Genomic DNA, 18,382 nt, shown 5'->3' on the forward strand with positions numbered 1-18,382 from the left:
CAAACACTGGGCCGACGGCGGATCAACCGATCAAACCAACCTCGTTTTGCTGTGCTGGTTTCATCACCACCTGTTGCACGAACAGCACTGGAGTATCAAGCCCCTCGGGGGCGGCCACTTCACACTCCAAGATCCCCACGGCCAAACCCACCAAATGCGACCGCCCCAGATCGGCCTCACCCTGCCACCGGCTCAACCCCTCAACGAGCACCCGGTAGCTCCGCTCTTCAACCCGCCGGTCTGACCGCGGGCTGGCCACTCGGCGCGGCACACTGTGCATGTGGAATTTCCGCCGCCCTCGCTTGCCGGCCGCGTCGCGACACCGCAGCCATCGCCTCTACGCATCATCGGGCTGACCAAGGCGTTCGGAACGAAACAGGCCCTCGACGGGCTGACGTTCGAAGTGCCGCAGGGCGCTTGCTACGGCCTGGTCGGGCCGAATGGAAGCGGCAAGTCGACGACCATGCGGTCAGTCGTTGGCCTCGTCCGACCCGATGCGGGCTCGATCGAAGTGTGCGGCACCCTCGTGGCATCCGATGTGATGGCCACTCGCCGTTCGATGGGAGTGATGCTCGACCCGCTCCAGCTCTTCGATCGGCTGACCGCCTGGGAGTTTGTCGAGACGATCGGCACACTGCGCGGCCTCGACACCGACACAGTCCGCGCCCGATCGACCGAGTTGTTCACCGTCCTCGACCTGATCGACGACGCCAGTCGGCCGATCGTTGGCTACAGCCACGGGATGCGCAAAAAGACAGCACTGGCCGCGGCCATCCTGCCCAGGCCGCGGCTGATCATGCTCGACGAGCCATTCGAAGGCGTCGATCCTGTCGCAACACGTGCGATGCGAACGATGCTCGACCGATTCCGTGCCGGCGGCGGCACGGTGGTGCTGTCGACACACGTGATGGACATCGTCGAACGAGTCTGTGATCACGTTGGCGTCATCGCTCACGGGCGCCTCGTCGCATCGGGCCCAATTGATGAGCTGCGGAACGGCCGCCGGCTCGAAGACGCGTTCATCGACGTCGTCGGCGCCAGCGACATCGATGCCGGAGCGCTCAACTGGCTCACCGAATGACACCGGTGTCTGGGCAATCGATCAGCACATCGACAGTCGTCCAGGAATTCGTCAGGTTGCGTTGGCGAGCGCTGCGGGGCGCGTTGCGATCCAGCGGCACACAGAAGTGGACGGCGACCGTCGGGCTACTCGCCTCGGTGCTCGTCGGGGTTGCGGGTGGCGTCGGGCTTGCTGTCGGCGGCCAGAGGTCAAGCCAACCCGACGTCCTGTTCGTGATCGCCTGCACCGTCATCGTCGTTTCGGTCGTAGCGATCGGCGTGATCGCCGGAATCAGCCAGCCAATCGATCCGCGAGTCCTTGCCACCGAGCCGCTCACGGAGCGCCAGCTGGCACTCGGGTTGCTGGCGGGAACGGCGGTCGGCCCACCCGGCATCTCGGGCGGACTCATCGGGCTGGGGCTGTTTGTGGGCGCCCTGAGCGGCGTGATGGCCGCTCCGATCGTCGCGATCGCAACGCTCTCGTTTCTCGCCACGATCCTGCTCGTCTCGCGCTCGACGATCAATGCACTCGGTCTCTTCGCCACCCGCTTCCCCCGATCCGGTCAGATCACCGTCGGAGTGTTCAGCCTGCTGTTCTACGGCGGATTTCAGTTTCTGCCGCGATTGATCGGCGGACTCGATGCCAACCAGCAGCGGACGGTGACCGACATTCTCCAGTACTCACCGCCGGGCCAGCTCGGTCAGGGCCTTGCGAAGGCGTCGACCGAGCCATTGATGGCAATCGGGCACGTGGTGATCGGTTCGATCTGGCTCATTCCACTCGCCGCAGTGTTCGTGTGGACCACCAGTGCGCTGCTCGTGTCGGTCCAGCAGACCAACGTCGGCTCGCAGAGGTCCGGCCCGACGCGTCGCCAACCGATCCGCCATCTGGCGCGCCGCATGTGTGGCACCGGGCCGACCGGCGCCGTTGCATGGCGAGGCATACTCACTCGCGTGCGGACACCCCGAACCGCATTGGAGACCTTCACCGGAGCGGGCATTGGTCTGGCCGTCATACTTGTGCCAACCCTTCTGCGCGACGGCGCCGGTGCGGGTGCCGTACTCGTTGGCGGAGCGGTACAGCTGGCTGTGCTCTTCATGGCAGGCAACAGCTTCGGCTCCGACGGACCGGCGATGAGTAACGAATTGTTGACAGGCGTCGACCCCGCTGTGCTGGTCCGGGGCAAGGCCCGTTCGGTCGCGATCGTTGCGTCGCCCATCGCATTCATCGGGCCAGTCATCGCTGCGGCGCTCACCGACGAATGGCGCTATTTCCTGGCCGGCTTGCTCGTCGGAATCGGTGGGCTGTTCGGCGGAACCGGCGGGGCAATTGTCCAGTCGGCGCTCGTACCAATCGCCATCCCCGAAGGCGACAATCCACTCGCCAGTGGCGACTCGGGGAAAGGTTGCCTGGCTGGCTTCATCCTCGCCGGGGTCGTCCTTGCACTGGCCGTCGTGACGCTGCCGGTTGCGCTCGCGCTGCTCTGGGCGCTCGATCGCGGCTCGCTCGCACTGGTGACAGTGTTCGCATTCGCCACGCTCGGGGCCGGTTACGGCGTGTACCGGCTGGGGATCCGCTTCGCGACTCGCTACTGGCGCAAGCGCGAGCCAGAGATCTACGCCGCCGTCATCCCGGCTCGTTGACCGAAGTCAGCTGTCGACGGGAAGCAGCGTGACATCGTCGCCGATGGTCATGCTCCCTGGCGTGGCAACCAGCGATCCGATCGACAAAAACGTTGCGCGGTCACGATTGATCGTCTTCAGCAGTTCGATGTCACGGCCGAGGCCTGGCTGCGGACGGGCGACCATCACGCAGCGATCGATCTGTTTGGACACGGCGAGTTCGACGCCAGAACCCGCTGGACCAATCTGTAGATGGTGACCAATGAAGTCGTCCTCACCCGACCCGCTGACAACAATGTTGGTGCGGAAACGGCGCAGGTCCCAGTCGCCGAGCGTCCCGGTCGACACCAAGGACACGCGGCTCCACTTGGAGTCGTGCCACGCACCCGCAGGGCCCGTCCACGACACCCAGTCGGCATCACGTTCGAAATCGAGCGGGACTTCATACGTGCCCCCGACATCGCCAGCGGCCCGGAGTTCGACCTCTTGGCCAAGCCAGCGGGACAGCGTCACCGAAGCTTCGCCTGATGCAACTTCGCCGATCTCCGGGACATCGATCACGACGTCGCCATCGACCACTCGGGCCGAAGCGAAGAGCAGCTGCGGAGAACGGCGCGCCGTGAGGACGGTGCCGGTCGCCACATCGAAGACGCCCCATCCTCGATCCCCCGCAATCCCGAGTTCGCCGACACGGGTGCTCTCGAGTTGCTCCCCACCCATCGACTTCACCGGATAGCGCCACAATTCAGTCACGTTCATGGGCCCCAGCCTGGCACAGGGCTGCCGGCCGGGCGGCCGAGATGGTCTGGGGGATTCGCACCACGCGTTCGCTCTGCGGCTGCCTGGTCGGTAAAGTGACAAAATGAACGAACCCACGACGACTGTCGCCAAGAACGCACCAACCGCCGATGCGCCGGCAGTCGAGCTCGTCGAAGAAGAACTGCTCGTCGAGGAGATCTCCATCGACGGCATGTGCGGCGTTTACTGAGCCCCGTAGCGGACTCGACCAACATGACCGACTCCCTGCTCGAGCAGCGACTGACGCTGCATCCGCAGGTCGCACTCCGCCCGGAACCGTTCGGCGCGCTCGCGTACCACTACGGCAACCGCAAGCTGGTCTTCCTGAAGCACCCTGACGTCGTGCGGCTTGTCCAAGCCCTCGACGGCACCGGCACCACTGCCGAGAAACTCTCCGAGTGTGAAATCGACGCAGCCCGTTGGCCGTCGTTCGAGCGTGCACTCGCCAACCTCCATGCATCGGAGATGCTCCAATGAGCAAGTCCCAACTCGTCGAACAACTCAAGAGTGGCCTCGACGCTCCTATCTGTCTCACGTGGGAGTTGACCTACGCCTGCAACCTCGAATGCGTGCACTGTCTCTCATCGTCGGGTCGTCGTGACCCACGTGAGTTGACGACCGACGAGGCCAAAGCCGTTCTCGACGAACTGCACGACCTGCAGGTCTTCTACATCAACATGGGGGGCGGCGAGCCAATGATCCGCCGCGACTTCTTCGAGCTGCTCGAGTACTCGATCGGCCGAGGTATCGGCGTCAAGTTCTCAACGAACGGAGCGTTCATCGACGCCGAAAAGGCCAAGCGCCTGACGGCAATGGACTACCTCGATATCCAGATCAGCCTCGACGGCACCGATGCAGTCACCAACGACGCCGTCCGCGGTGAGGGCTCCTACGACACTGCAATCCGGGCGATGAACCATCTACGCGAGGCAGGCTTCGGTGAGTTCAAGATCTCCGTGGTCGTTACTCGCTACAACGTCGATCAGCTCGACGAGTTCAAGGCGCTCGCCGACGAGTACGGCGCCCAGCTTCGCATCACCCGCCTGCGCCCGTCGGGCCGTGGCGCCGACAGCTGGCACGACCTGCACCCCACGCAGGCGCAGCAGCGTCAGATCTACGACTGGTTGGTCCTCAACGGCGAGAACGTCCTGACCGGCGACTCGTTCTTCCACCTCAACGCGCTCGGCCCAGAAAGCGGAACGGGACCCCTGCCGGGCCTCAACATGTGTGGTGCAGGCCGCGTGGTGTGCCTGATCGATCCAATCGGCGACGTCTACGCCTGTCCATTTGTTATCCACGATGAGTTCAAGGCCGGCTCAGTCCGCGACGAGGGTGGCTTCAGCCAGGTGTGGAAGCAGAGCGATCTGTTCACCGAACTGCGTGAACCGCAGTCGGCTGGCGCCTGCTCTGCCTGCGGCGAGTTTGACGCATGCCAGGGCGGCTGCATGGCCGCCAAGTTCTTCACCGGCCTCCCGCTCGACGGCCCCGACCCCGAATGCGTCAAGGGCCACGGCGAAGCCGCGCTACTGGCAGCGTCGTCGGTGCAGGTGCCGAAGCCGATGATGGACCACTCCAAGCCGAGCCGCGTTCCGGTCACCATCGGACGCCGCTAGCTCGTTTGTGTCGAGCTTTCCGTGGATCGGTCCGCGGAAACTTCGACGCAAACGGTGATGGTCGGTCAGTCGGCGGCGAGATCGGTGGCGTAGGAGCCCTCGAGCGCTGTGCGCAGCCCGTCGCTCTCCATGTTGAACTGGGTACCGATAATTTCGGCCAAGTCGGGTGTGTCGGCGAGGTCAGCCCACGACTCTGGCTGCCAGACCTTGCCTCGGCGGAACGACTTGGCGCAGTGGCTGTACAGCTCGGCGACTTCGACCACGATTGCTGCCTTCGGTCGGCGTAGTTCGACGGTGAAGCCATCAAGAATCGCTGCGTCGGTGGTCACCGTTGCGGGCCCGTTGATCCGGACTGTTTCATCTTTACCTGGCATGACCAACAGCAGTCCGACGAACGGATGGGCAACGATGTTCTCGAGCGTGTCGAGCCGGTTGTTCCCGTTCAGGTCGGGGATCGCGATGTGGCGATCGTCGAGCCGTTGCAGGAACCCTGGTGGCCCACCGCGCGGCGACGCGTCCATGGAATCGCCGCCGTTGGAGGTCGAGATGACGATGAACGGACAACGATCGATGTACGCCGCCGACCTCTCATCAATCACATTAAACGCCTTGTTCGCGACGAGCTCATTTGGTTCTCGATACAGCTCGCGGAGGCCGGCCCGGTCGGTGATGCGGTCGGTGATCTGCATCCTCTGAGACTAGGCGGAACGGTCGGGCGCGATCACTGCGGGCGGGGCTGCGTCGGTGACGAACTCAACCTGCTGCACGGCGCGAGTGATCGCAACGTAGAGCAGGCGTGCGCCGCGTGGTGTTGGCTCGTCGCCGTTTTCGTGCAGGATTTCGTGCGGGTTCACGACGATGACCCCGTCGAATTCGAGGCCCTTGACGGCCTCGGCCGTGAAGACCGGCACCTCGGCTCGTTCGAGGTTGTGCACGTGGTCAGTGCCGACAAGATTGTGCTCGGAGAGTGCTGCGATGATCGACTCGTGGAGCGCTGCCGGCGCCACGATGCCAGTCAGCTTGTGACGCGACTTCATGGTTGCTGTTGATGCCGCGACTGTTGCGGCGAGCTGGTCTGACGGGCAGCGAACCCAGCTCGGTGGCTCACCGGCGATTCGAACACTGCGGCTCTCGGTGGCATCGACGCCAGTAAGGGGAAGCAGGCGGTTGGCGATGCGCAGGATTGGTTCGGGGACGCGGTAGCCAATGGTCAGGTCAACAACGATGCCGTTCGAGCCGGCGGGCCCGAGGTGGCCAAACACTTCGCTCCACCGCTCTTGACCGGCAGGCGTCGTCGACTGGGCGACGTCGCCGACCAGCGTCATCGATGACGACGGGCTACGACGCCCGATCACGCGCAGGGCGACGGCCGAGTGGTCTTGTGCTTCGTCGACCACCACATGACCGTAGGTAAACGGCGAGCCGTTCAGCAGTGAGTTGGCCTCGTCGATGAGGAGTTGGTCGGCCCGGGTCCAGGCGCGCTTCTTACCCCTTGGGCCCGGCAGCAGGTTGTCGACGAGCTTCGCGGGCTTCTGCATCGGCCAGGCCTTGTTGATCGCTGTCTTCAACGGCCCGGCTTTCGACCAGGCACCGTCATCACCGGTACGCCGGAGCAACTCACGCTTCGCAAGCGCGGTGACACGGACACGCCGTTCGTTGATCGGGCTGATGCCACCCTTGGCGACCTGGAGCCAGCCGGCAATCTCGTCGGACGTGAACATGTGGTTGCGAGCGCCAATCGGCACAACAAGATCGTCATCAGGCGGAACGATCGCAGCGAGGGCAGCCGCTTCGAGTTCGCTGAGTCGCTCGGCTGAACCCTTCCAGCGGGCGAGGTCGGACTCGTCGATACCGGTGATCTCGACGCGGGGAATACATAGTTCGTCGACGGTCGCCTGACGGACGCGGCGCTCGCCAAGCGACGGCAGCACGTTGCCGATGTAGTCGAGGAAGGCTTTGTTCGGCCCGACGACGAGGACACCGTCGCGTGCGAGGCGAGCGCGATGTTCGAAGAGGAGGTAGGCCGCGCGGTGCAGCGCTACCGCGGTCTTGCCGGTGCCCGGACCCCCCTGGACAATCAGCACCTGGTCGATGTCAGAACGAATGACCACGTCCTGCTCACCTTGGATCGTCGCAACGATCTCACGCATCTCACCGCTGCGTTCGGCGCCAATTTCGGCGAGGACCGGGTCAGGAATCCCACCGGCGACATCGCCAGATTCGGGATCGTCGAGTTGCTCGTCGAGATAGGCGATCAGGTCGCCGTCGTTGAGGGTGAAGCGGCGGCGGAAATCGATCCCGAGCGGGTCGATCGCCGTCGCTCGATAGAAGGGGGCGGCGATCGGAGCACGCCAGTCGACGACGACGGGGTCATGCGCATCGTCTTCGATGTGGCGGCGACCGACGTACCACTTGTCGTCATCCTGATCGATCCGACCGAAGAAATCGCCAGAACCGGGCCCCTTGAGGTCTTCGATCGCCACAGCGACAGTGACCTCGATGTACTCCTTCGTGATCGCATCGGCAGCACTGTTGGGGTCGACGGCCGACAGCCGTTCGATCATCCGATCACGCGATTGGCGTGCAAAGGCCAACCTGGAGCGCTCGTTATCGAGGTCGGGGAAGAGGTTGACGCTCACAGGGCAGACGAGGGTAGTCCCCGGCAGATGGCCCGACCCATGAAGTTTCACTCACACGTTGGTTGGGCGCAGTCGACAACGTGCGAGGATGCCACCCGTGTTGGCGGTGCTGCTTATTTTCTTGTCGTATGCGCTCGGCACTTTCCCGAGTGCGATCATGGTTGCTCGCTCCAACGGCATCGACATTTCCACCGTCGGATCGGGCAATCCTGGCGCTTCGAACGTCACGCGGGCACTCGGTTGGAGGAAGGGCGTGTGGGTCTACGTGCTCGATTCGCTCAAGGCCGGCCTTGCCACTGGCCTCGGCTTGGGGATGGGCTTCGACTGGGCAGGCACGGGCCGGCCGCTCGGCTACGTCTGCGGGGTTGCGGCTGCGCTCGGCCATATGTTCCCGGCCACTCGCGGCTTCAAGGGCGGCAAGGGAGTGGCCTGCGGATCAGGCGCCTTGATCGTGCTGCAACCAATTATCGGAATCGCTGCGCCGATCGTGTGGTGGCTGCTCAGCAAGATGACCGGCAAGGCCGCTCTCGGCTCGATCCTGACCGTGGGCTCCGTACCGATCGGCCTCGTGCTGACCGGCCGTCCAGCCTGGGAGTTCGGGGCGATGGCGGGCCTGTGCGGCCTCATCCTCGTGAAGCACTGGCGAAATTTCGGTCGGTTGATCCGACGCGAAGAGCCGGGCCTCCGCAGCTGAGCTCATTGTGTCAGGCGGGAACGCCACCGGCGGAGAACAGCGCCGGCCAGCCGCCTGTGTGAATGAACACAATGTCCTCGTCAGCAAATCGGCCTTCCTCAGCGAGGCCAAGGGCACCAGACAGGCCCTTGCCCGAGTAGGTGCGATCGCACAGCCAGCCACCGTTTGCCGCCGCCCAGCGGACCGCGTTATCGCCAGCTGTGGTCGGCACCGCGTAGTCGTCACCAATCCAGCGCGTGTCGACTTCCACGTCGACGGGGTCGATGCGCACAGCGGTGAGCCCCATGAGATCGAGCGTCTGATTCGCCAGGTTGGCAATGTCGGGCAAGCCGATGTTCACTCCCTTGGCGACGCCGATGGCGACGATGCCAGGAACGGCCCGGCCCGCGGCAGCTGCCGCGGCGCGGCCAGCGAGGAGGCCCGCGTGTGTGCCGCCGCTCGACGACGTGAAGACAACAGTCGACGGCTCGATACCCGATGCGTCGAACTGGTCGAGTAACTCGATGAATGCTGCTGCATAACCGAGCGCTCCGACTGCGGTGCTGCCGCCGATCGGGATCGAATAAGGCGCCAGGCCAGCGCCACTCAGCTCGCCAGTGAGTAATTCACGTGCGATCTCAAGTTCGCCCCAATGGCTCTGCGCCGTACCGGTGAAGTGCAGCTGGGCACCGAACAGCATCGACAGCAGCTGGTTTCCGGTCGCTACGTCCGGTTCGTCCCCAGAGAGGACCAGATGGACTTCCATGCCGAGCCGGGCACCCGCAGCAGCAGTCATCCGGCAGTGATTCGACTGTGCTGCACCGACCGTGATCAGCGCCCGAGAGCCGACGGCAAGTGCATCACCGCACAGGAAATCGAGCTTGCGAGCCTTGTTGCCGCCCCCACCGAGCCCGGTCAGATCGTCCCGTTTAACCCACAGCCGCGCTCCCCCGCCGATCACTGGGCCCTGCTCCAAAGGTGTCGGCGTAGTGGCGAGCGTTGCTCGCTGGAGGTGATCGAACATGGCTTCCATGCTAGGCACAGATGTTGATGACCACCGATTGGAACCCGCTGCTGCGCGCTGAATTCGAGAAGCCCTACTGGGCAGACCTGCAGAGGTTCGTCGCCGCTGAGCGCAAAGTGCACTCGGTGTATCCACTCCCTGACGACGTGTTCGCGGCGCTGCGCCTGACGTCGTACGCCGACACGAAAGTGATGGTGCTCGGACAGGACCCGTATCACGGCCCTGACCAGGCCAACGGCCTTGCGTTCTCGGTCCGGCATGGTGTCCGAACACCGCCGTCGTTGCGGAACATGTACAAGGAACTCCACGCTGACCTCGACCTGCCGATCCCGCCCCACGGCAACCTCGAGGGCTGGGCACGCCAAGGTGTTCTGCTCCTCAACACGCGGCTGACTGTCCGGGCCGGACAGGCCAATTCGCACCAGAAGCAGGGGTGGGAGCAGTTCACCGACGCAGTGATCCAGGTGGTCAACGACAAGAAGGACCCCGTGGTCTTCGTGCTGTGGGGCAACGGGGCTCGGAGCAAGACGAAGTTCATCGACCGGTCGCGGCACACCGTGATCGAGTCGCCGCACCCCTCACCACTCAGCGCGCACAACGGATTTTTCGGAAGCAAGCCGTTCAGCCGCACCAACGAGGCGTTGATCGACGCCGGTCGTGAGCCAATCGACTGGGATCTCTCCACTGATTCGGTTGAGGATTCAGTCGATGACGAACCTTGCGGGGCAGACTGACGAAATGGCGTGGCAGACCAGCAACAGGGTGACGAAGATCCGACAGAAACACCGATTCGTCGACATCACGGTGGAGACCCTGCACGGATGGAGCCGACATCTATCCGGCCGTAACGCATGGGTTCTGGCGTTCTTCACATTCCTTTCGATCTTTCCCCTGATGCTCGCCGCAACGACAATCCTCGGTTTCGTGCTCGAGGACAATGACGCCCTGCAAAAACGGCTCGTTGACGGAGCGGCCGACAGAATCCCGATCCTCGGCGAAACCCTCCGGAACGACCCGCGATCGCTGAACGGATCCGTCATCGGTCTCGTCATCGGTCTGGCAAGTGCAGTTTGGTCCTCCACCAAGGCATTCGTCGGGCTGCAGGGCGCGCTCGATGACACCTGGGAGATCGGCATCGACGATCGTGCAGGGTTCGTGCCGCAGCGCGGAAAGGCCATCGCCGGCATCTTGATCCTCGGAGGGGCACAGGTCGGCAACGTGGCACTTACGTCGGTGGCGAGCGCCCTCGGACTTCCAGCGATCAGCCAGGTCCTGATCTTCTTCGGCACGGTCGCGATCAACATCGTGGTGATGGCTGCGATGTTCCGGTTCCTCACCTCGGCAAGCCCATCGTGGGGTGACGTCTGGCCCGGGGCGATCATGGCCGGCGTAATCTTCGCCATCCTGCAGCGGCTCGGGCCGGCCATCGTGCAGCGATCGACGGAGGGCGTCGCGAGCGCCTACCAGACGTTCTTCGTCGTGATCGGTTTGGTCACCTGGCTGAGCTTCATTGCCATCGCCTTACTCATGGCAGCCGAGCTGAACGCTGCAATCGTCCGGCTGCGCAAGGGCCCACCCGATGCACACAACGCACACGATCTTGGCCCCGACTTCGATCTCGCCGTCAGGTGATCATCAGGTAGCCGTCGACTTCGGTGATGAGCTCCGACGTCGGCCGGTTGAGTTCGAGTCATGGAGTCCTTCTTGTCAGCTGGCAGCTGATCTGGCCGCCTGTTTGCTCAGCTACTTCGAGTGCACCTTCGATGTGGCCCGGGGACGTGCTGGCTGTTTCGGTCGATGTCCGGTACAACCGACCGTCCAACGACGCGTCTCGAAAGGCCTCGTGACCAAACATTTGATAAGCAGTCAGGCGCTCAACACCCGGCGGCGACATGAACGGTTCGGCTCAACGTGGCTGGCCGAGCGCGAGGCCGCCTGCACCGACGATCGCTACATCGCAGGTGGATTCACTCACCATGCTCAGGCCAGGCTGGTTGCGATGACGCTGGCGTTCTCGAGGGTCCGATGGACGGGGCACTTGTCGGCGATGGCGAGCAGCTTGTCCCGATCCCCATCGGTGAGATCGTCGCCGTCGATGGTGATGACGCGTTCGAACCGGTCGATCATGTTGGTGCGTCCGTCGGCGATGCCCGAGAACACCGCATCGTTTTCAGCACACTCGAAGCAGTCGTCGGCGTGGACCTTGCCGTGGGAGACCTCGACGGTGATCCGATCGACAGGAAGCTTCTTGCGGTTGGCGTACATCCGCAGTGTCATCGAGGTGCAGGCACCGAGAGCGGCGCCAAGAAAGTCGTACGGGGCGGGGCCAGCGTCGAAGCCACCAATCGAGGTCGGCTCGTCGGCAAGCAGCCGGTGTTGACCGACCACGACATGGTTGAGGAACGGGCCCTGCGTGGTCTCGGCAACAACCACCGGCGCTGATGCCTTTGGTGCATCGAGGGCACCGCTCTCGTCGTCGACATAGCGGTTGGCGAACCCGGCGATCATCGATGCGGCGAAGGCCGCGTCGCTTGCGTTCGTCAGCAAGTGGTCAGCACCGTCGAGCGAGACGTAGCTCTTCGGGTGTTTGGCTGCGTCGAAAATCTCGCCGGCGTTGTCGATCCCAACCGTGTTGTCGATCGGCGAGTGCAGTACGAGTAGTGCCTTCTTGGAAGTTGCGACACGCTCCACAACGACGTGATTCAGTAGATCGTCGAGGAACTGTTTGCGGATGGTGAACGGCCGACCAGCAAGTTGCACCTCGGCCTGCCCCGACGCTTCGATCTCTTCGACCGACGACTGGAAGATGCCAGTGACGTGAGCGGCATCCGACGGGGCCCCGATGGTTGCGACAGCCCGGACCTCAGGGATCTCACCTGCAACGGCGAGCACCGCCGCTCCGCCGAGTGAGTGCCCGATCAAGAGTTGCGGGGCCCGATGCTCGGTACGCAGCCAGTCGACCGCTGCCAGAACGTCGTCGGTGTTCGACGTGAAGTTCGTGTTGGCGAACTCGCCCTCGCTGTGACCAAGCCCAGTGAAGTCGAACCGGAGTACACCGAACCCGGCGTCGGTCAGTGCGGTAGCGATCCGCGATGCCGCCTTGATGTCTTTGCCGCAGGTAAAGCAGTGGGCGAAGAGGGCAAAAGCTCGAGGCGGCCCAGCGGGCAAGTCGATTCGGGCGGCGAGTTCAGCGTCTTGACTGCCGGGGAAACTGATTCGTTCGATTCGTGCGGTCACGTCGCGAACCTAACGCTCACCGGGGCCCACCGTTCACCCGTATCCAGCAGGCCATTCACCTGGCGATTCGCCTGGTCGAAGACAACACGTCGGAAGGATCGCCGCTACTATCTCGCCAGATGGTGGCTCTCACACCCGGCGGCCAGCGCCGATGATCGTTGCATTTGCCACCTCCGGCCTGTTTGCGGCAGGTGAATCGACGATCGGGCCGACGCTCGCAATCATCGTCGGTACCGGCATGGCAGCTCAGTGGATCGCCTGGCGAACCCAGATTCCGTCGATCATCGCCTTGCTGCTTGCTGGCCTGCTGCTCGGTCCAGTCACCGGCATCATCGACCCAGATGAATTGCTCGGCGGCCAGCTCTTCCCGCTCGTGTCGCTCTCGGTAGCCCTGATCCTCTTCGAAGGCGGCCTCGACCTTCCCCCACGCGAGTTGCGCAACACCGGCATCGTCGTCCGCCGGTTGATCACCGTCGGCGCGGTGATCAGCTTCCTGATCGGATGGTACGCGTCTCGCGAGATCTTCGGCATCTCGAACCAGGCTGCAATCGTGCTCGGTGCCGTACTTGTCGTCACCGGCCCGACCGTGGTCGGTCCGCTCCTGCGCTTCGTCCGCCCCGCCGGAACGACCGGCCCGATCCTCCGTGCCGAGGGCGTGCTGATCGATCCGATCGGCGCCACCGCTGCACTGCTGGCCTTCGAAATTGTGTTGCTCGACGGCGCGAACGAGGCGATCATCAAGGTGGCGGGCATTCTGGCGCTCACGATCGTTGCGGGCGCTGGCATTGGCCTGCTTGCCGCATTCGTCCTCGACGAAGCGCTCCGCCGATTCCTCATCCCTGATCAACTCATTGTTCCGGTCACCTTCGCTTTCGTCGTGGCCACGTTCGTCGCGGCAAACGAAGTCCAGGAAGAATCGGGGCTGCTGACGGTCACCGTGCTCGGCATGTATCTGGCCAGACGCGACACGTCAACCGTACGACACGTTCTCGAATTCAGTGAGAGCCTCCGAACGCTGCTGATCTCTGCGCTGTTCATCCTCTTAGCGGCCCGAATCGAAGCCGATGCACTACGCGACGTCTTGCTGCCCGCACTCGGCTTCCTCGCCGTCTTAGTGCTGGTGGCTCGCCCGCTCACGGTGCTGGTGTCCACGGTCCGTACGTCGCTGACGTGGCGCGAGCGGGTGTTTCTGATGGCGATGGCACCGCGCGGCATCGTGGCCGCTGCAGTGTCGGCCATCTTCGCGATCCGCATGGAAGCAGAGGGCATCGCCGATGCCGACAAGATCGTGCCGATCGTGTTCCTCGTCATCATCGGAACGATCGTCGTCTACGGCTTCTTCTCCGGCCCGGCGGCGCGCTTGCTCGGGCTGGCCGAGGCGCAAGCCACTGGCGTCCTGATCGCCGGCGCTCACGCCACCTCGCGAGGCATCGCCCTGCAGTTGAAGGAACATGGCATCAAGTCACTCCTCGTCGACACCGACCCATACAACGTCACCCGGTCGATCTCGAGTGGGCTCACTGCACGTCGGTTGAATGTGCTTGCAGAAGATGCCGCGCACAACCTCGACCTTCGGGGCATCGGCCGGCTCATGGCCTTCACGTCAAACGACGAGGTCAACGCGCTGGCCACCGCCCGATTCGCCCGCGAGTTCGGCCGCCGAGAGGTATTCCAGCTGTCACCGAGCAAGCAGCACTCGGGCGAAACCGGTGTTCCGTCCGAGTATCTCGGCCGTCAAATCGGCATCAACGGCGTGACCTATTCGACGATCGATGAACGGGCGCGCCAAGGCTGGAAAGCACGGAGCGCCGAGGCCGGCCTGCACCTAGACAGCGCCGTCGATGACGACCTCTTCCTACCGTTGATCCGCGTGATCGACGCACAGATGGCGTTCTTGTGCCGCAACGATGCGCTCCCCGGCGAGGGCATCGTGATCGGCATGGCCGCTCCGTCGTTCCAGCGCGAACTCGACAACGCAGCAGCGGAGCGCGTCGAGCCCGTCGAAGACTCAACTCCCGGATAACCGCCGCGCTCGGTCCACCCCATTTTGTGTGAGCGATAGCGGCGTCGTTGCCCACTTCTCCTCACACAAAACTCGTCCCCCATTTCTGTGTGAGCGATAGCGGCGTCGTTGCCCTCAATAGCTCACACAAAACTTGGCCCGGCTTATGCTCAGGTATCGAAGCCGATGCCGAGTCGGCCGAGGAACTTGAGCCAGACGTTCTCTCGGCCCTGCCGATCATCGGCGCGTTGAATCGATTTCTTCGTGATGCCGACGACAGCTGACCGCAGCGGTTCGGGCGGGAACGGGAACGGTTTCGACCGGACCATCTCGAGTTCGGTTCGCTCGGTTTCAACACCGTCCACGAGGTCGAGGGCGACCTGCGCACCGAAGCGGCTCGCGGCGACACCCAGGCCGGTGTAACCGCCAACCCAGGCAAGCCGGTTGTCAAACCGCTGCCCCCACGCACAGGTGAAGCGCGACGTGGTGCCGATCGGGCCACCCCAGCGGTGGGTGAAGTTGAGGCCCTCGAGCTGCGGGAACGTCGAGAAGAACTGCTCGGCAAGTGCCCCGTGAGTTTGTGTGCTCTGCTCGTGCCGTGCGTCGACGTTGCTGTTGAAATGGTAGGTGGCGTCGTAGCCGCCCCACAGAATGCGACCGTCAGCGGTGCGCCGCGTGTAGTGAAACTGGTTCGCAGCTTCGTCGATTCCTTCCCAACGGCTCCACCCGATCGACGCCTGCTGCTCATCGCTCAGCGGCTCGGTCATCAGGACATGGTCGTAGACCGGGATGATCCGTCGGCGGCTCGCACGCACCGGACTGGGATACGCATTCGTCGCGACAATCACGCGATCGGCACGCACCGAGCCCGTCTCGGTCAACACGCTGAGCCGCCCATCGAGCTCGTCGATGTCGACGACAGGGCTCTGTTCGAAAATGAGACCACCGAGGTCGAGAACGAGTCGGGTCAGGCCCCACACGAACTTGGCCGGATCGACGAGCCCGCCGTAGCCCTCTGAAAGCAGTGCACCGATATAGAGCGGCGAGTTGATTCGGGCACGTGTCTCATCAGCGTCAAGCATTCGGACGCTGTCACCGGTGCCGATGAGCACGGGGATCCCTGCAGCGAGGTCCTCAAGTTGCCATTCCTCAGTGGCGACGTCGAGCCAATCGACCGAGCGGTAGTCGGCATCGATGTGATGGTCGATGAGGCACTGTTGGAGTTCGGCGAAGTTCTGGTCGCCGAGGCGGACGATCGAGTCGAGCTCGTCGGGCCAGTGCCGGTGGGCATTCTCGGCGCCATGCGCGATCGATGCGTCGAGCATTCCGCCGTTACGCGTGCTCGCTCCGCAGCCCACAGAACCCGCTTCGACAATCACCACTCGGCGGCCAGGTGTTGCGGTCAGGGCGTGGATCGCCGCCCACAGCCCGGTGAATCCGCCGCCAACGATGACGAGGTCGGCGTCGATCTTCCCGCTCAACCGCTGCGCGCCATCTGGGGCATCCGGGCGATCGGTCCAGAACACCTCGGGACGCGCGCCAGACAATGCCGTCTCAGGTGACCATCCGTGTAGAGCCATGTGTCATTCTCTCAACGTGTCGACTGGAAACAGCGGAACTCCGCCGCTCTCTCATCTTTTTGTGTACGGAACTCTGCAGCCGGGCGACGTCCGCTGGCACTTCCTCGAGCCCTTCGTTGTCGACGAGGGCTGGGCCGACACTACGCCTGGGCAGGTGTTCGACACCGGCCTTGGATATCCCGGCGCACAGTTCGACAGCACGAGTAGCAGCGCGGTCATCGGGCGGGCATACGCGCTGCTCGAATCATCGATCAGCCAATGCCTCGAGGTGCTCGATGCTGAAGAAGGAACGGTCGGCGGCGATTACCGCCGCATCGCGATCACCACTGCCAAAGGCGTGCGTGCGTGGGCCTACCAGTACGGCGGTGGGCTCGAACTGACGCCGATCGAAAGCGGCAACTGGTTCGAGCGCTGACGAACGCCTGGACCGCTTGCGTCTACTTGTACCCAATCAGTCTGGTTGGTCGACGCGGTGTGCTTCTTCACTGACCGTCGCACTTGCGCTGATGCTTCCCACCATGTCGGCGTGATCGCCCATTGCGCCGAGTCCGTCGCTGATGACCTCGGGATCGTTCTGCACACCTTCGAACACGTCGGAGAGTCGAAAGCCGTTACCGAGGTTGCCATCGTGACAGTCGAGCCGACCTTGAATGCAGGTCTCGAGAATCGCTTCCATCACCGATGGGTGCCAGCCGTTGAACCAGTCGGCATGCAACGCTGCGCCGCCCGGGTTGTCGCCGTCCACCGTGTAGGAATCAGCGGAGAGGCGCCATCCTGTGCTGGCTCGCGTCGCGGGGTCAAACACATCGGGCAGCACGCCGAATGCGTAGTGATAGCTCGGTCGCACGATCGGCACGGGATGGGAGTCGGGGCAGACCACGGTCCCGCTGTCGTCTTTGATCGGGTACGCCATGTGGCTCTTGCGGTCCTCTGAGTCAAGGTCGACACCGTTCCAGCAGCTCGGAAAGAAGATGTCCATACGGGCGCGGTCCGGCGCTTCGCATTCGGGGATCGTCGCGCTGAAGGTTGGGTTCGTTGCGTCGTTCGACTCCCAGCTCTGGCAGTGCCAACGGACAATGCTCGTGTCCTGGGGGTCGTCGGGGGTGGCCGTGGCATCGCCCGCGATCATGCGCAACCCTGCAGGGATCGGTTGAATCGACTGCAGATCGTCGACGCCAGCGGAGTAGTAGAAGACCTCGTGAGCCTCATCGTTGTTGCCGACAACCGCTGGCACCGGCGCCCAACCGTCAGTCGAGTCAGGGTCGGGCGACAGCAGTGCAGGCACCCAGTACGAGGACAGATTGAGCTCGTTGCCCTGGCAGGTTGACACGCCCTCGGTGTAGAGCGAACTCAGGGTCGTGTCGAAGTCGACCTCGGTGTTGCCGTAGAAGCGGTGCAAGTGCGCTGCACCCTCCTCGCCTGGGAACACAATTGGGTCGTCGTAGCTGCTGTGGGAGAAGTCGCAGTTGATCCGCAAGATGCCTCGCCAACTGTTCGGTGCCGCAGCATCAGGCTGCTTTGTTGCTGCGATCAGATCATCGGTCGGGTTGTCCCAGAGATTCAGCACTTCCCAGGCGTATGACGTCTCGGCACCGACCTGGCTGCTCCCCGCTGGTCGGACATCGAACGTGTGCGCTCCTTCGCCCACGTCGGCAAAGAAGACCGGCGACGTGCACGCTTCGAAAGCATCGCCATCGACACGGCACTCGGCGGGGTCATCGGCGAATGCGAACGAGGCGAACCGATCGATTGTCGTCGCATCTGGCCAGGTGGAGATCTCGATCGCTGCGGCGGTTGGCGTGTTGCCGACGGCCTCGACCGAATCGGTCGCGACCAATGCACTTTCGCTCTGGCCACATGCTGTTGCGGTGACGGCAAGCACCATCACTCCGAGCAGCCCGCTGGCTTGCCGATATCGCAGACCACTCGTTTGGTGTACCGGTGTGCTTCTTGGTCGGCTGGTTCGGATGATCGTGACGCTTCCTCCGTGGACGTTGAGTCCTCACGATGTCGGGACTCCTTAAGTGACCAGCGATGAAACGGTAAGAATCGTCGAACGTCAGCCTGCGTAGTAGCCGTTGACGTCAACAATGATGTGGGTTGCTGCCGAGGTGTACAGACAGACCTTGCCGCC

The 18,382-nt window shown here is 63.6% G+C and carries 18 protein-coding genes; 11 read left to right on the forward strand and 7 right to left on the reverse strand.

The window, feature by feature from the left end; translation table 11 throughout:
* From ACH2EI_RS06590 to ACH2EI_RS06600, 3 genes are all read left to right on the forward strand, one after another.
* Nucleotides 1-244, forward strand: a 244-nt coding sequence (locus tag ACH2EI_RS06590) for an HNH endonuclease signature motif containing protein (RefSeq protein WP_395152397.1), incomplete at its 5' end; no start/stop codon positions are given.
* A 36-nt stretch (nucleotides 245-280) separates the two neighbouring features.
* Entirely contained in the window at nucleotides 281-1,081 is an 801-nt protein-coding gene (locus ACH2EI_RS06595; protein ID WP_395152398.1) for an ABC transporter ATP-binding protein, read from the forward strand.
* A gap of 5 nt (nucleotides 1,082-1,086) precedes the next feature.
* On the forward strand, nucleotides 1,087-2,703 hold the full coding sequence (locus tag ACH2EI_RS06600) for a hypothetical protein (RefSeq protein ID WP_395159507.1): 1,617 nt from the start codon (nucleotides 1,087-1,089) through the stop codon (nucleotides 2,701-2,703).
* Between the two features lie 6 nt (nucleotides 2,704-2,709).
* Here ACH2EI_RS06600 and ACH2EI_RS06605 read toward each other — a convergent pair whose 3' ends face one another.
* Nucleotides 2,710-3,441, reverse strand: a complete 732-nt coding sequence (locus tag ACH2EI_RS06605; protein ID WP_395152400.1) for an MOSC domain-containing protein — start codon at nucleotides 3,439-3,441, stop codon at nucleotides 2,710-2,712.
* Between the two features lie 103 nt (nucleotides 3,442-3,544).
* Between ACH2EI_RS06605 and mftA the strand changes: the two genes are divergently transcribed.
* Genes mftA through mftC form a run of 3 tightly spaced genes read left to right on the forward strand, consistent with a single transcriptional unit; the run spans nucleotide 3,545 to nucleotide 5,093 of the window.
* Complete coding sequence (gene mftA / locus ACH2EI_RS06610) at nucleotides 3,545-3,670, forward strand: mycofactocin precursor MftA (RefSeq protein ID WP_395152401.1); 126 nt, start codon at nucleotides 3,545-3,547, stop codon at nucleotides 3,668-3,670.
* Nucleotides 3,671-3,693: 23 nt separating this feature from the next.
* Nucleotides 3,694-3,957, forward strand: a complete 264-nt coding sequence (mftB, locus tag ACH2EI_RS06615) for a mycofactocin biosynthesis chaperone MftB (RefSeq protein ID WP_395152402.1) — start codon at nucleotides 3,694-3,696, stop codon at nucleotides 3,955-3,957.
* Nucleotides 3,954-5,093 carry a mycofactocin radical SAM maturase gene (gene mftC, locus ACH2EI_RS06620; RefSeq protein ID WP_395152403.1) on the forward strand — a complete coding sequence of 380 codons (1,140 nt, stop codon included), beginning with the start codon at nucleotides 3,954-3,956 and terminating at the stop codon, nucleotides 5,091-5,093. Before mftB ends, mftC begins: the two co-directional genes overlap by 4 nt.
* A 65-nt stretch (nucleotides 5,094-5,158) precedes the next feature.
* Here the strand turns inward: mftC and ACH2EI_RS06625 are convergent, their stop codons facing one another.
* Complete coding sequence (locus ACH2EI_RS06625) at nucleotides 5,159-5,782, reverse strand: MSMEG_1061 family FMN-dependent PPOX-type flavoprotein (RefSeq protein ID WP_395152404.1); 624 nt, start codon at nucleotides 5,780-5,782, stop codon at nucleotides 5,159-5,161.
* 9 nt (nucleotides 5,783-5,791) lie between these two features.
* Nucleotides 5,792-7,732 (reverse strand): HelD family protein, encoded by a 1,941-nt coding sequence (locus ACH2EI_RS06630; protein WP_395152405.1) that lies wholly within the window; start codon nucleotides 7,730-7,732, stop codon nucleotides 5,792-5,794.
* 88 nt (nucleotides 7,733-7,820) lie between these two features.
* Between ACH2EI_RS06630 and ACH2EI_RS06635 the strand changes: the two genes are divergently transcribed.
* Nucleotides 7,821-8,426, forward strand: coding sequence for a glycerol-3-phosphate acyltransferase (locus ACH2EI_RS06635; RefSeq protein WP_395152406.1), 606 nt, complete (start codon nucleotides 7,821-7,823; stop codon nucleotides 8,424-8,426).
* Nucleotides 8,427-8,436: 10 nt separating this feature from the next.
* Here ACH2EI_RS06635 and ACH2EI_RS06640 read toward each other — a convergent pair whose 3' ends face one another.
* Nucleotides 8,437-9,429, reverse strand: a complete 993-nt coding sequence (locus ACH2EI_RS06640) for a 1-aminocyclopropane-1-carboxylate deaminase/D-cysteine desulfhydrase (RefSeq protein WP_395152407.1) — start codon at nucleotides 9,427-9,429, stop codon at nucleotides 8,437-8,439.
* Nucleotides 9,430-9,449: 20 nt separating this feature from the next.
* On the opposite strand from ACH2EI_RS06640, the gene ACH2EI_RS06645 reads away from it, so the two are divergent.
* On the forward strand, nucleotides 9,450-10,163 hold the full coding sequence (locus ACH2EI_RS06645) for a uracil-DNA glycosylase (protein ID WP_395152408.1): 714 nt from the start codon (nucleotides 9,450-9,452) through the stop codon (nucleotides 10,161-10,163).
* Nucleotides 10,138-11,061: a YihY/virulence factor BrkB family protein gene (locus tag ACH2EI_RS06650; protein WP_395152409.1), complete on the forward strand. Its 924-nt coding sequence runs from the start codon at nucleotides 10,138-10,140 to the stop codon at nucleotides 11,059-11,061. The genes ACH2EI_RS06645 and ACH2EI_RS06650 overlap by 26 nt, the downstream gene beginning before the upstream one ends.
* Nucleotides 11,062-11,409: 348 nt before the next feature.
* Here ACH2EI_RS06650 and ACH2EI_RS06655 read toward each other — a convergent pair whose 3' ends face one another.
* On the reverse strand, nucleotides 11,410-12,666 hold the full coding sequence (locus tag ACH2EI_RS06655) for an alpha/beta fold hydrolase (RefSeq protein WP_395152410.1): 1,257 nt from the start codon (nucleotides 12,664-12,666) through the stop codon (nucleotides 11,410-11,412).
* Nucleotides 12,667-12,817: 151 nt separating this feature from the next.
* On the opposite strand from ACH2EI_RS06655, the gene ACH2EI_RS06660 reads away from it, so the two are divergent.
* Nucleotides 12,818-14,689 (forward strand): cation:proton antiporter, encoded by a 1,872-nt coding sequence (locus tag ACH2EI_RS06660; protein ID WP_395152411.1) that lies wholly within the window; start codon nucleotides 12,818-12,820, stop codon nucleotides 14,687-14,689.
* A 149-nt stretch (nucleotides 14,690-14,838) separates the two neighbouring features.
* On the opposite strand, the gene ACH2EI_RS06665 is transcribed toward ACH2EI_RS06660, so the two are convergent.
* A complete protein-coding gene (locus tag ACH2EI_RS06665; protein WP_395152412.1) occupies nucleotides 14,839-16,248 on the reverse strand; it encodes an NAD(P)/FAD-dependent oxidoreductase in 1,410 nt (469 codons plus the stop codon).
* Nucleotides 16,249-16,264: 16 nt separating this feature from the next.
* On the opposite strand from ACH2EI_RS06665, the gene ACH2EI_RS06670 reads away from it, so the two are divergent.
* On the forward strand, nucleotides 16,265-16,663 hold the full coding sequence (locus tag ACH2EI_RS06670; RefSeq protein WP_395152413.1) for a gamma-glutamylcyclotransferase: 399 nt from the start codon (nucleotides 16,265-16,267) through the stop codon (nucleotides 16,661-16,663).
* Between the two features lie 36 nt (nucleotides 16,664-16,699).
* Here ACH2EI_RS06670 and ACH2EI_RS06675 read toward each other — a convergent pair whose 3' ends face one another.
* Nucleotides 16,700-18,133, reverse strand: a complete 1,434-nt coding sequence (locus tag ACH2EI_RS06675; protein WP_395159509.1) for a DUF1996 domain-containing protein — start codon at nucleotides 18,131-18,133, stop codon at nucleotides 16,700-16,702.
* Nucleotides 18,134-18,382: the final 249 nt, after the last annotated feature.

The organism is Ilumatobacter sp. (assembly GCF_041688325.1).
Classification (GTDB): Bacteria; Actinomycetota; Acidimicrobiia; order Acidimicrobiales; family Ilumatobacteraceae; genus Ilumatobacter_A.

What these genes read in the sequence shown, in the direction of transcription:
- ACH2EI_RS06605 (WP_395152400.1), bottom strand. Translation starts at nt 3,441, where the DNA reads ATGAACGTGACTGAATTGTGGCGCTATCCGGTGAAGTCGATGGGTGGG.
- mftA (WP_395152401.1), top strand. Translation starts at nt 3,545, where the DNA reads ATGAACGAACCCACGACGACTGTCGCCAAGAACGCACCAACCGCCGAT.
- mftB (WP_395152402.1), top strand. Translation starts at nt 3,694, where the DNA reads ATGACCGACTCCCTGCTCGAGCAGCGACTGACGCTGCATCCGCAGGTC.
- mftC (WP_395152403.1), top strand. Translation starts at nt 3,954, where the DNA reads ATGAGCAAGTCCCAACTCGTCGAACAACTCAAGAGTGGCCTCGACGCT.
- ACH2EI_RS06625 (WP_395152404.1), bottom strand. Translation starts at nt 5,782, where the DNA reads ATGCAGATCACCGACCGCATCACCGACCGGGCCGGCCTCCGCGAGCTG.
- ACH2EI_RS06635 (WP_395152406.1), top strand. Translation starts at nt 7,821, where the DNA reads ATGCCACCCGTGTTGGCGGTGCTGCTTATTTTCTTGTCGTATGCGCTC.
- ACH2EI_RS06640 (WP_395152407.1), bottom strand. Translation starts at nt 9,429, where the DNA reads ATGTTCGATCACCTCCAGCGAGCAACGCTCGCCACTACGCCGACACCT.
- ACH2EI_RS06645 (WP_395152408.1), top strand. Translation starts at nt 9,450, where the DNA reads ATGTTGATGACCACCGATTGGAACCCGCTGCTGCGCGCTGAATTCGAG.
- ACH2EI_RS06650 (WP_395152409.1), top strand. Translation starts at nt 10,138, where the DNA reads ATGACGAACCTTGCGGGGCAGACTGACGAAATGGCGTGGCAGACCAGC.
- ACH2EI_RS06660 (WP_395152411.1), top strand. Translation starts at nt 12,818, where the DNA reads ATGATCGTTGCATTTGCCACCTCCGGCCTGTTTGCGGCAGGTGAATCG.
- ACH2EI_RS06665 (WP_395152412.1), bottom strand. Translation starts at nt 16,248, where the DNA reads ATGGCTCTACACGGATGGTCACCTGAGACGGCATTGTCTGGCGCGCGT.
- ACH2EI_RS06675 (WP_395159509.1), bottom strand. Translation starts at nt 18,133, where the DNA reads ATGGTGCTTGCCGTCACCGCAACAGCATGTGGCCAGAGCGAAAGTGCA.